Origin of the sequence: Streptomyces lydicamycinicus (genome assembly GCF_000829715.2) — a bacterium.
Taxonomy (GTDB): Bacteria; Actinomycetota; Actinomycetes; order Streptomycetales; family Streptomycetaceae; genus Streptomyces; species Streptomyces lydicamycinicus.
Genome location: NZ_BBNO01000001.1, coordinates 782938 through 794078, shown reverse-complemented (window position 1 = coordinate 794078; position 11141 = coordinate 782938). Strand labels below are relative to the sequence as shown.

Sequence of the window (11141 nt, the reverse complement as noted above, 5' to 3'; positions counted from 1 at the left end):
CTCCATATGACGACAGTGCGTCAGGTCATCTCGGACGCAGGTCAGTTGAGGGCGACCGTGGCGTCCAGGCGGGCCGCGATGTGCCGGATCAGGCGCTCCAGGTCGGCGCAGTAGACGGACGGGTTGGTGAAGCCGCCGGCGTCCGCGCGATAGCGGTGGGCGTAGTTGCCGCCGCCGCACACCTCCACCAGGGCGCAGCCGCGGCACTGTGCGCCGAGGCCGTCCCGGCCGCTCCGGCGGGCGGCCATACCGGGGTGTGCCAGGGCGTCGTCGAAGGTGTGGCGGAAGACGTCGAGGCCGGTGGCGGCGGCGCCCTCGTAGGTGGATTTGAGCGAGTCGACCTGTTCGATGGCGCCGTCGGTGTCGACGACCAGGGCGACGACCGGGGAGAGGCCGACCGCCTCGCTGGAGCTGGGGCGGCCCAGGAGGAGGCCGAGGATTTCGGTGAAGACCCGTACGCGGGGGCCGGGGCCGCCGTCCCACCACAGGTCGAAGACGGTGCACAGCCAGTCGCCGTACGGGGTGCGGCCGGCCGGGCCGAGGGGGGCGGGCGGCGGGCTGGTCCAGTTGGCGTGCGGGAGGAGGAAGTCGACCATCGGGGGGTCCAGGGCGCGCAGTGAGTCGTAGACCTCGGCGGGGGCGGCGGTGACGTCGATGGTGCACAGGATGCCGGCGAAGACATCGGGCCGGTCGTGGAGCAGGCGTACGGCGCGGGAGACCGCGGGCCAGGAGGGCCGCCCGGCGTGGTCGATACGGCGGCGGTTGAGGCCGGGGGTGCCGCCGTCGAGGCTGAGGCCGAGCCGGAACCCTGCGGCGCCGAGGGTGTCGATCATGTCCCGGGTGAGCAGCGTCCCGTTGGTCTGCACCCCGAATTCGGCGGTACAGCCGGCGGGCAGCGCGGCACGGACCGCGGCGGCCTGGGCCAGCAGTGGTCCGGGGCCGGTGAGCAGCGGCTCGCCGCCGTGCAGATCGATCCGGACCTCGCGCAGCCGGTGAGTGCGGGCGTGTTCGGCGATTCGCAGGGCGGTCTGGCGCATGGTGGCGGCCGGGACGGCCGGCGGGCGCGCGCGCCAGCTGCGGTCCGGCCCGGCGTAGATGTAGCAGTAGGTGCAGGCGAGGTTGCAGCGGCTGTGGACCTTGAGCACGAACTGCCGGAAGGGCACGACAGCGGTCGGGCCGGTCTTCTCCCCCGCCACGGGTCGCCCCCTGCTCTCGTCTGCCTGCGTCGAGGTACGGGCTCGCCGATTCCGGCCCGCTGCCTGGTACATGGCTCCGCCTTCGGGCGAAGAACCGAATTCCCCCAGCAACTGGCCGGTTTCCTTGCACGTTTGCCCAAAAACAACCGTTCTCGACCCTCAGTGCAAGACCTTCTCCGGACCGTCCTCGTAGTAGGCGACGGCGTCCTCCGCCGACGGCCAGTTGCGCAGCAGCAGCGCCGCCACCTCGCCCAGCACCGCATGGTCGGTCCGTGCCGCCAGAACGCCCACGTCGACCCCGGCAAAGTCCGGCAGCCGCTCGGCCGACGGCCCCGGCGGGGCGGCCACAGCCGGTTCGGTGCGGGGGGTAGTCGCCACGCTGCTCTCCTCTGGCCGGCTGGACGGGTGTGTTCCCGAACTGCCGTCCACAGAAACACGTTCCGCTGCGGACGGCCAGGCAGCCGGACGGGGTGCTCGGGGCGGTCAGGCGGTGGATTCGAGGGCGCGCATACGGGCACGGGTGCGCTGGGCCTCGGGGCCGGTGTCCTCGCCGGCCCGCTGCCACTGCTCCCAGCTCTCACGGTAGGCGTGCAGCGCGGACCGGGGTCCGGCGGTGACCTCCAGGACCTCGCCGCGGCGGTGGTGGGCGCGGGCGGCCGGCAGGGCGCTGTCGGCCCGCCGGGCGGCCGCGGCGGCCCGGCGGTAGCAGGCGGCGGCCCGGTCATGGCGCTCACGGGAGTCGAAGCGGCGGTCCAGCAGCAGCTGCACATCGCCCACTTCGAGCCATGCCTCGGCCGCCACCGCGTCCGGTACGTCCGCGCCCCGGGCGGCCAGCTCCAGGATCCAGTCGGCCTCGTGCAGATCGGCGAGCGAGGGCTGGCGTTCGTAGCGCAGCCGCAGGGCGCGGCCGAACAGCAGCCGGTGACTGCCCAGGTCGGGGTCCTGCGGCGCGACCCGCCCCAGCGCCTCGCGCAGGACGTGTACCGCCTCGTTGGCCAGCCGCTTGCCCGGCTCCCCGGCCGGCTCCAGCCGGGCGCGCAGCAGCAGTGCCGCACCGCGCTCGGCGAGCAGCGCGCTGTGCTCGGGCGAATCGGGGGTGGTCAGCCGGAGGGCGGCGGCCAGCGCGGCGATGGCGGCGTCCAGCGCGGTGAGATCGCCGGTACGGGTGTGCACGGCGCGCTGGGCGGCGGCCGTACGGCGCAGGCTGTCCGCTTCCAGTGCCCGGTCGTCCAGTTCATGGGCCAGCGCACGGGCGTGTTCGAGGGTGGGCAGCACGGACGGCAGAGCCGCGCCGCCGTTGAGCTGGCGGGCCGCCGCGAGGTCGAGCAGGGTCTCGCAGACCAGCCGGTCGGCCGCGCCACCGCGGCGGCGCAGCAGGACCGCGGCGGTGTCGAGGTCGTCGGCGGCGCGGACGGCGAGCGCCTCGGCGGGGCGCGGCCCTTCGGTGTCGCCGTGGGCGGCCCGCCGGGCCTGGTCGAGCAGCACACCGCCACGGGCGGCATAGACCTCGCCCGGCACCTGCTCCCCACTGGGCCACTGGTCGAGGAGCGTGGTGAGCGAGCGTTCCGCCTCGTCGAGGGGGTCGGGGTCGGTCGCCCCGTCGGTGCTCGGTACGGGCGGCAGGGCGGCCAGGCGGCGCAGGACCTCGGTGCGTAACACCATGCTCTCCAGAACGCGGGGGTCCAGCAGGCTCATCAGCCCGCAGGCGGCGTGCAGATGGCGGGCGGCGTCGGCGAGCGCGGTGCGCTCCTCGGCGGGGGTGCCGGCCGCGCGGCGTTCCCGGGCGCGGGCGTGGCCGACCCGGCCGAGCACGATCAGTGCCCGGGTGCGCTCGGCCTCCCGGCCCGCCGCCGCGCCCTCCTGGTCGTCGACGGGCTCGCCCGCCGTGGCCCGTTCGGCGGCGCGGGCCGCGTGCTCCGCCTCCTCCAGGGCGTCCGGCTGGCGCCAGGTCGCCCAGGCGTGCAGCAGCGCGCGGGCGAGGTCGGTGCCGGCCACCGGCAGGCGTTCGGTGGCGGCGCGCAGCAGCCGGACCGCCTCGATCAGGTCCCGGCCGGCGCGGTCCTGTTCGTAGCGCTCCAGGAGGGCCGCGCCTTCCGCGGCGGGTCCGTCGGTCGCGTACGGCCGGCGGGCGGGCGGGCGCAGCGCGGGTTCGAAGCGGCGCAGCACCCGTTCCGAGACCCGGGCGAAGGGTTCGGGGACGGCCCGCTGGCCGGTCTCGGGCTCCCGGCCGCTGCCGGAGAGCATGGCGACCGCGACGGCCGGGAAGTTGCGGGCGCTGCGGCCGAAGGTGCGCTCGACGTAGAGCGAGCAGTGCTTGAGCACCAGGGCCGCCTCCCCCGCACTGAGCCGGGCGAGGAGTTCATCGCGTACACCGGGCGCGAAGTCGTACCAGGGGCCGCTCACCCCGGCCTGCTCGCCCGACGGCCGCTCGTCCGGCGGGAGTTGCGTGACCAGTCCGCTGAGCAGCACCTCGGCCAGCTCGGCCGGGCCGGTCTGCGGCAGCATCGCGCGCTGGACGAGCTGGATGACGGGCAGCGCGAGCGGCACGGCCGACAGATGGACGGCGAGCAGCCGGGCGGCCGGTGAGGCCTGCTGGTCGAACTCGCGGACCATACGGGCCGGCGCGGCGGGCCCGGGCGCAGGCGGCGGTCCGGCCGGGAGTTCGGTGCCGTGGTCGGCCCGGACGACGGAGGCCGCACCGCGCAGCGAGAGACCGGCGTCGGCGGCGGCCAGCCGGGCCCAGGAGCCGAGGGCGGAGGGAGTGGCGGACAGGACCGGAATGGCGCGCTCACGGGGCGCTTCGGCGGTGCCCGGAGGCCCGGCGGGACGGCGGCGGCGCCGGGCCGGGCGGAAGCCGAGCGCCTGGTAGGGGCCCTGGCGGCGGACGAGGGTGCCGGCGACGGCGGGGAGCAGGGTGCGCGCCCACATCCGCTGCGGCAGCGGCTGGACGACGGCGAGCGGGGCGTCGGCCGCCCAGCGGTAGAGCAGCCGCTGCATCCGGCCGTCCCGCCAGAGGGGGCCCGCGCAGTCGCTGACGACGAGGGTGAGGTGATGGCCCGTCGGGTCGTGCAGCTGGTCGGCGGGGCGCAGCGGACGGCCGGGGCCGGGGGCCGCCGCGACGCCCACGTCCGGGCCGTGCGGATGGAGGTAGTGCACCGTGACGTCGCGGAAGGCGCCGACCCGCTCACAGACCTGGCGCAGGTCGTGCAGCATCTGTTCCCAGACGGCCATCGAGGACGAGCCGTCCATCAGGAGCCGCAGACCGGCCGCCCGGCGGTGCACCCCGCGCAGCACCGGGATGATCATTTCGGCGTGGGCGGAGAGCTCGGCGGTGGCGGGCTCGTCCAGCCTCCGGGGGACCGGGGCGACCGGCGGGCGGTAGCGCTGGATGGGCCGCAGCGCGCGCTGGAGCGGCAGCAGTCCGGGGAACGCGGAGGCGATCGGGACCGCGACCTCGCCGAGACGCTGCCGGTCCGGGTCGGGGAACCGCGCGGGCGTCTCGCCCGGGTCACGGGTGGGCAGCAGCTCCGCGACCCGGCGCCGGGCGCCCTGCTGGAGCACGGCCGGCGCGGGGTCCCCGTCCGCCGTTTCGCTCCCGCTGCCGGCCGCTGCGGTCCCACCTGTCCCCGAGAACTCAGCAGATACGGCGGGCCCCACCCGGAAAGTGGCTGAATCCGTACGGTCCGGAGGGTCCCCGTGGGTGGGCCCGGCGTCCGTGGTGCCCTCGGCCCGCGAGGGGCCCGGGGTGATCCACTGGGCGAGCCAGAGGGCATCGGCCATCCCGCGGGCGTCGGCCGGCAGCCCCGCCGCGGTCAGCCGGGCGACGAGTTCGTCGAGGGGGCCCGGGCCGGGCTCCCCAGGGGGCACCGGACTCACCTCGTCCGGTCAAGAGGCCGCATCAGCTCCGCCGTCAGACGCCGCCGCGTCTCCTCCTCGTCCTCGTCCGTCCAGCCCGCTCTCTGGGTCAGGTGGATGGCGTTGAAGAGCTGATCGACGGCGCGGACATCGCCGGGCTCGCGGTCCAGGAAGCGGTCGATCACCGCTTCGTAGCGCTCCGCCGCCCCCTCGCCGAAGTGCGCCCGCACCATGGCGGCGAGCCGCTCCTTGTCGGGCACCGGGATATGGAGGTGGATGCAGCGGCGCAACAGGGGCGCCGGGAAGTCCCGTTCGCCGTTGCTGGTGAGGACGATGAAGGGGAAGGCACGGCAGCGCACCCGGCCGTCGCGCACCGTCACCCGTGTGCCGTCGTCGCTGAGCACCTCCACCTCGGGGGCGGATCCGGCCAGCCGCTCCAGCTCCGGAATCCGGAACTCCCCTTCCTCCAGCACATTGAGGAGGTCATTGGGCAGATCGATATCGCTCTTGTCGAGCTCGTCGACGAGCAGCACCCGGGGCCGGGCGGCCGGCAACAGGGCCGTGCCCAGCGGGCCGAGGCGGATATAGCGGCCGATACCGCCGCCGGGTTCGTCGGTGGGGTCCGGGCCGGCCGCCGCCGCACCCTCCGCGGTGGCCGGGGCGGCGCGGGCGATCTGGAGATCCTGGAGGCGGCCGATGGCGTCGTAGTCGTACAGGCCGTCACGGAGGGTGCTGCGGCTGACGACCGGCCAGCCGAGCACCCGGCCGAGGCCGAGTTCGTAGGCCACCGAATGGGCCAGGGTGCTCTTGCCGCTGCCCGGTGCGCCGGTCACCAGCAGCGGGCGGCGCAGATAGAGGGCGGCGTTGACCAGCTCGCGCTCGGTCTCGCCGGGGCGGTGGTGGCTGGCCTCCCGGTGCTGCACGCCGAGCCTGCGCTCGGAGGAGGGGTCGAGGGCGGCCGGCGGCGCCACGAGGGGGCCGCCGTCGAAATCGCGCCAGGGGGGTGGCGGCGGAAGATGCTCAATTCCGTCGTGCGGTGCCCCCGCGCCACGGTAGATGAGCCAGTCGCTCACGTCGGAACTCCTCGTCGCCGGCCAGGCCTCGGTCAGGAGCGATGGTCATGGCGGACCGCCGGAGACATCGGCATCCGCTCGGCCTCCCCCCGCGTCCGCCACCCACAGTCACGCAGTCGCGTCCTCACGAACAAGTCTTCCACGACGCTATGACAGTACCCACCCGGACGGAAGCACACGGGGCGGTTTCCGGTCTCCCGCACGGGCATCGCGGGCGCTCAAGTGCCAGGTACGGGGCGTGACTTGCCGCGGGAGGGGCGGATGCCGCCCGGCCGGGCACCGGGCGCGTGCGAGGTGTACGGGGCGTACGCGGCGCCCGGAGCGCCAGGGGGCGGCGCCCCGTACCGCTCATCGCGGCGACATCTGCGGGCGGTCCGTGAAGAGCGGCGGAATCGGGTCCTCCGGGTCGTCGTACAGGAGCACCAGATCGCGCGCCCAGTGCGTGCCCTCCTCCGCGGCCTCCGCGGCCTTCGCCCGCAACTGCCGGACCAGCTCGGGCAGCCGGGCCACCCCGCCCGACCCCTGGAGCAGCTCCCGCACCCCGCGGTGGAACTCCTCGCAGCCGGCGTCGCAGTCCCGTTCCTCGCCGTGCCCGTGGGCCGGCCACAGCCCGGCCGGGAAGCCGGTGTCCAGGGCGACGCCGACCGCGTCCCGGCCGAACCCGTCGGCGACGGCGTGGCACAGCGCCGGCAGCGCGCCCTCGCCGGCCGTCTCCAGCAGCCGCCAGATCGCCTCGGCGGAAGGGGACCGGCCGTCGGCGCCCGGCCGCGGCGGGATGCGCAGGGCCTGTAGCTCACGGGCGGCGGCCAGGCCCTGCCAGCGGCGCAGCCAGGCCGGGTCGACCTGCTCGCGCCGCCCCTGGTCGCGCAGGATCACCGCGCGCCCGGGGCCCACCGGCCGCAGCCGGGCGGTGCGCCGGGTCGAGGCCGCCACCTCCCATTGGCCGGCGGCGGTGTCCCAGTGGCCTTCGGGGACGGCGACCTCCAGGCGCACCCGGGCATTCGGCCCGGCATCGCCGTCGGCCCGCAGCAGCCGCCCGCCGAGCCGCCGCAGCACCTGCTCCCGCGCCTGCTCGAACGGCACCCCGCCGGCCGACTCCTGGACATCCACCCGCAGCCACTGCCCCTGGCCGTAGCCCTCGCTGACCGACCAGTTGAACAGCTCCTGCCCGCCCTCGTCGTAGAAGAGCGGCTCGAACTCGACGAGCACGGAGCACGGCCGGCGGCGTACCGGCCCTATCCTCCGGCGGTCCTGCGGCTGCAGCACCACCGCTTTGGCCTGCACGAACTCCGCGAGCCTGGTGGCCTGTTCGCGGACCGCGGCGGCCTCCTCGCCCGGGGCGTCGCGCACCTCGTCGGCGGTCAGCTGCGCCACGATCCGCAGATAGTGCACAAAGGCGCGCAGCTCCGTGTACGGGTCGCTGCCCTGGTAGAGGGCGCCGTGCCCGTCCCGCCAGGTACGCAGCAGCCAGGCTCCGGGCCGCTCGCCGCGCTCCAGTACCTCGCCGACCGCGGCCTCCACGACCAGCGGATCGCGCGGTGCGGGCAGCCGGGCGAGCAGGTCCAGCGCCTGGAGCCGTTCCTGGACGCCCCACAGGCGGCCGCGGCCCGCCATGATCGTGTGCTGGGCGTCGAACCAGGTGGGCCCGACGGCCCGGCCGAGATCCTGACCGGCCCAGTGCCAGCGGTCGTGCAGGCTCATCAGCGCGTGGTACGGGTCGGGCCCCAGGCCCTCGGCGCCCGCGACCAGGTGTTCCGGCCCCAGCCCGCGCAGCGCCGTGACCGGCACCGCCAGCCCGACATGGTCCTGTTGGTGGCGGCCCTTGACGATGCCGACCACCTCGCCGCGGTCACAGTCGAGCAGCGGCCCGCCGGAGGCCCCCGGTGAGACCCGGACATCGCTGCCGAACTGGAGGCCCCGGGCATCGCGGGCGCCGAAGCGGACCGCGATGAAGGGGTCGACGGAGGGTGCGGGGGCGCGCGGACCGGCGGGCGCCCCGTGCTCGCCGCGCCCCCGGGCGCCGGGGCCGTCGCCCGGCCCGGGGCCCCCGTCCCGCGGGTCGCCTCCGTCACCGGCGTCACGTACGGCGTGTTCCCCCCGGCGGACCGTGCCCGCGTCGCCGTCCCTCTCGGTCACCGCGCCCGACGCGTCGTGGCCGCGGAAGATGTACGCGTCCTCCAGGAGCGTCGCCGGCTGATCGCTGAGCCAGGCGCAGGGGTGCTCGGTCGCCGGGTCGAGCAGCTGGACCAGGGCGAGGTCGGCGCGGACGGCGGCGGGCCCGGCGGCCGGGTCGGGCCGGCTCAGGTCGTAGGCGAGCCGGGCGGGCACCACCCGGCCGTCGAAGGTGACGCCGAAGACCCCGTCCGGGCCCGTCTCGCGGCGCCGCCCGTCGCTCGCCGCGAGTACATGGGCGCAGGTCAGCACCCATCCCGGGGCGATCAGCACCCCGCTGCCCCAGGGGCGGGCGGCGGCCCCGCCCGGTGCGGCGCGCAGGGCGACGGTGGTGCGTCCGGCGTGTTCGAGGAGCTGTGTGTAGCGGGCGCGGTCACCGCGGCCGGCGGCCCGGCCCTCGGAGGTCGACATCAGCGGCTCGAATCGTCCGGCTCCCGGCGGTCGGCGGTATGCGGCCCGTGTGGCGCGTCCCCGGACGGCTCCCGGTCCGCACGCCGCCAGGTGAGGGTGACGGAGAGGTTGCTCTTCGCCTCGCCGTCCGCGAGCAGGGCGACGGCCTTGCCCGGCTTGGCCGACAGCTCCACGCCGAAGGTCACACTGGTCTCGTGCGGCGCGACCCGTTCGGTGGCCTGCCGGACGCTGGCGGCGACGCCGCCGATCACCTCGCGGAGCCCCTCGACCCGGGCCCCGAGCGCGTCCCAGGCGCCGACGTCCTCGAATTCCCCGTCCGCGTCGTCCGTCCCGTCCGGCGCCGGGGTGTCCAGCCGGGAGACCCGGGCCCAGACTTCCGTACCGTCGGGAAGTTCGATGCGCTGTGCGCGATCTTGCATCACGGCCTCCTGCGCCCCGTGGGCGGCAATTTCCCAATTGCCGCAGGACCGTTGACAGGTGATCAGGCTAGCCGTCGGGCGTCTGTGGCGCGAGAGGTCCGTGAGCCTGCCTATCCTGGCCGGGAATGACCCATGACCCCTGGTGGAGAGCGCGTGTATTTCACTGACCGTGGCATCGAGGAGCTGGAGAACCGGCGCGGCGAGGAGGAGGTCACCCTGGCGTGGGTGGCCGACCAGCTGCGTACGTTCGTCGATCTCAATCCGGACTTCGAGGTACCGGTGGAGCGGCTGGCCACCTGGCTGGCCCGCCTGGACGACGAGGACGAGGACGAATAAGCCACCGGGGAGCGGGCCGGGGCCGGGGCCCCGGCGCCCCCGCTTCCCGGCGGCCGGGTCATCGGCGGACGGTCCGCTCCCGGAAGGGAGACGGACCGTCCCGGCGGAATCCTGGATCAGGAGTAGTGGGCCGCGTCGCGCAGACGGCGCTGCGCGTCGTACTCGTCGTTGAGGGCCGCCCGCCCGGCCCGCCGGTCGTGCTCGATGTAGGCCTTCTTGTTGTGGTGCTCGGCGCCCTGGATGTCGTTCCGGGCAGCGTCGAGGGCGCGCCGGATCTCCGCCCGGTGGCGCGCGTGCCGGCACGCCCCCAGGGCGTTGACGATCTTCCCCTCCGTCGCGTGGTTGCGCTTCGCGGCCTTCTTGTAGCTGCCTGCCCGGCTCGCCGAAATGGCCTTGTTGTTCAGCGAGTAGGCATCCGTGATCAGCCCGTGGCAGGACGCCGCGGCGGCGGAGACCGAAGCCTCGGCGGGAGCCGCATGGGCGGCGGTGACCGGCAGGCTCAGGGCGGCGCCGAGCACCAGCGTCGAGATCAGCCCCGTGGAGGTACGCACAGTTCAACTCCTCTATGACAGACGCCATGACATCGGTGGTCACTCACCAGGACTCCCCTGCCACGGCTCGCGGTTGCACCCGGCGGCGGCGATCACGCCTGCGTGGTACCGGCACTTGACTTCCACAATCCGCGATATATCGTGTTGCCCACGAGACGCGATATGTTGCGTCGCCCGGCTATCAGGGGAGGCCAGGAATGTCAGCCCGGAGCGAGTGGTCACAGCGACCGGTACAGGTGGCCGAGCCACGCACGCTGGAGATCTCCGACCCCTTCGACGCCCTGAGCGTGCGCGTGGTCGGCGGCACCGTGAACGTCGTCGGCACCTCGGACGGCAGCCCGGCCCGCGTGGAGATCAGCGAGCTGCACGGCCCGCCGCTGACCGTCTCGTGCGACCACGGCACCCTCTCGGTCGCCTACGACGACCTCCCCTGGAAGGGCTTCCTGAAGTTCCTGGAGCGCAAGGGCTGGAACCGCAGCGCGGTGATCTCGGTGACGGTGCCGGCCGGCACCCGCGTGGAGGTCGGCGTGGTCGGGGCCGGCGCGGTGGTCTCCGGCATCTCGGGGCGTACGGACGTCCGCGGGGTCTCCGGTGACGCCACGCTCGTCGGACTGACCGGCAGGGTGCAGGCCGACACCGTCTCCGGCAATGTCGAGGTGCAGTCGGTCACCGGCGATCTGCGGTTCCACTCCGTCTCGGGGGATCTGACCGTCATCGACGGGGCGGGCGGTGCGGTGCGCGCGGACTCCGTCAGCGGCGACATGGTCCTCGACCTGGACCCCGCCCAGGGCGCGGACATCGCCCTGACCACGGTCTCCGGGGAGGTCGCCATCCGGCTGCCCGACCCGGCCGACGCCACGGTGGAGGCCAACACCGCGAGCGGCACGGTCTCCAACGCCTTCGACGATCTGCGGGTCACCGGCCAGTGGGGCGCCAAGAAGATCACCGGCGCGCTCGGCGCGGGCACCGGCACCCTCAAGGTCACCACCGTCTCCGGCGGTCTGGCCCTGCTCCGCCGCCCCGCCTTCGAGGGCGAGGACCCGCCGGGCGGCCCCGGCGGCGTCCCGGCCCCCGGCCCGCAGGGGGACTCCCCCACCGACCCGCCCGCCGAGAAGAAGGTGCTCTGAG

The 11141-nt window shown here is 75.1% G+C and carries 9 protein-coding genes; 2 read left to right on the top strand and 7 right to left on the bottom strand.

The genetic code is table 11. The features are described from left to right. Nucleotides 1-41 precede the first annotated feature (41 nt). The 6 genes from TU31_RS03465 to TU31_RS03440 all read right to left on the bottom strand — a co-directional run bounded on the left by TU31_RS03465 (nt 42) and on the right by TU31_RS03440 (nt 9126). Nucleotides 42-1196 carry an FxsB family cyclophane-forming radical SAM/SPASM peptide maturase gene (locus tag TU31_RS03465; RefSeq protein WP_042148638.1) on the bottom strand — a complete coding sequence of 385 codons (1155 nt, stop codon included), beginning with the start codon at nt 1194-1196 and terminating at the stop codon, nt 42-44. Between the two features lie 159 nt (nt 1197-1355). Beyond that, entirely contained in the window at nt 1356-1574 is a 219-nt protein-coding gene (locus TU31_RS03460) for a YxD-tail cyclophane-containing RiPP peptide (RefSeq protein WP_042148635.1), read from the bottom strand. Nucleotides 1575-1679: 105 nt separating this feature from the next. Next, entirely contained in the window at nt 1680-5063 is a 3384-nt protein-coding gene (locus TU31_RS03455; RefSeq protein ID WP_245698387.1) for an SAV_2336 N-terminal domain-related protein, read from the bottom strand. Nucleotides 5064-5068: 5 nt separating this feature from the next. Then, nucleotides 5069-6124, bottom strand: a complete 1056-nt coding sequence (locus TU31_RS03450) for an AAA family ATPase (RefSeq protein WP_042148632.1) — start codon at nt 6122-6124, stop codon at nt 5069-5071. Between the two features lie 348 nt (nt 6125-6472). Next, nucleotides 6473-8707, bottom strand: coding sequence for a VMAP-C domain-containing protein (locus TU31_RS03445; protein WP_042148629.1), 2235 nt, complete (start codon nt 8705-8707; stop codon nt 6473-6475). Continuing rightward, nucleotides 8707-9126, bottom strand: coding sequence for a CU044_2847 family protein (locus TU31_RS03440; protein WP_042148626.1), 420 nt, complete (start codon nt 9124-9126; stop codon nt 8707-8709). The genes TU31_RS03445 and TU31_RS03440 overlap by 1 nt, the downstream gene beginning before the upstream one ends. Before the next feature lie 153 nt (nt 9127-9279). Here TU31_RS03440 and TU31_RS03435 point away from each other — a divergent pair, with 153 nt between their 5' ends. Continuing rightward, nucleotides 9280-9462 (top strand): DUF6104 family protein, encoded by a 183-nt coding sequence (locus TU31_RS03435; RefSeq protein WP_018087464.1) that lies wholly within the window; start codon nt 9280-9282, stop codon nt 9460-9462. A 116-nt stretch (nt 9463-9578) separates the two neighbouring features. Here TU31_RS03435 and TU31_RS03430 read toward each other — a convergent pair whose 3' ends face one another. Then, nucleotides 9579-10013, bottom strand: coding sequence for a hypothetical protein (locus TU31_RS03430; RefSeq protein ID WP_042148623.1), 435 nt, complete (start codon nt 10011-10013; stop codon nt 9579-9581). A 197-nt stretch (nt 10014-10210) separates the two neighbouring features. Here TU31_RS03430 and TU31_RS03425 point away from each other — a divergent pair, with 197 nt between their 5' ends. After that, a complete protein-coding gene (locus TU31_RS03425; RefSeq protein WP_042148620.1) occupies nt 10211-11140 on the top strand; it encodes a DUF4097 family beta strand repeat-containing protein in 930 nt (309 codons plus the stop codon). The last annotated feature ends 1 nt before the right edge of the window (nt 11141 follow it).

What these genes read in the sequence shown, in the direction of transcription:
- TU31_RS03440 (WP_042148626.1), bottom strand. Translation starts at nt 9,126, where the DNA reads ATGCAAGATCGCGCACAGCGCATCGAACTTCCCGACGGTACGGAAGTC.
- TU31_RS03425 (WP_042148620.1), top strand. Translation starts at nt 10,211, where the DNA reads ATGTCAGCCCGGAGCGAGTGGTCACAGCGACCGGTACAGGTGGCCGAG.
- TU31_RS03445 (WP_042148629.1), bottom strand. Translation starts at nt 8,707, where the DNA reads ATGTCGACCTCCGAGGGCCGGGCCGCCGGCCGCGGTGACCGCGCCCGC.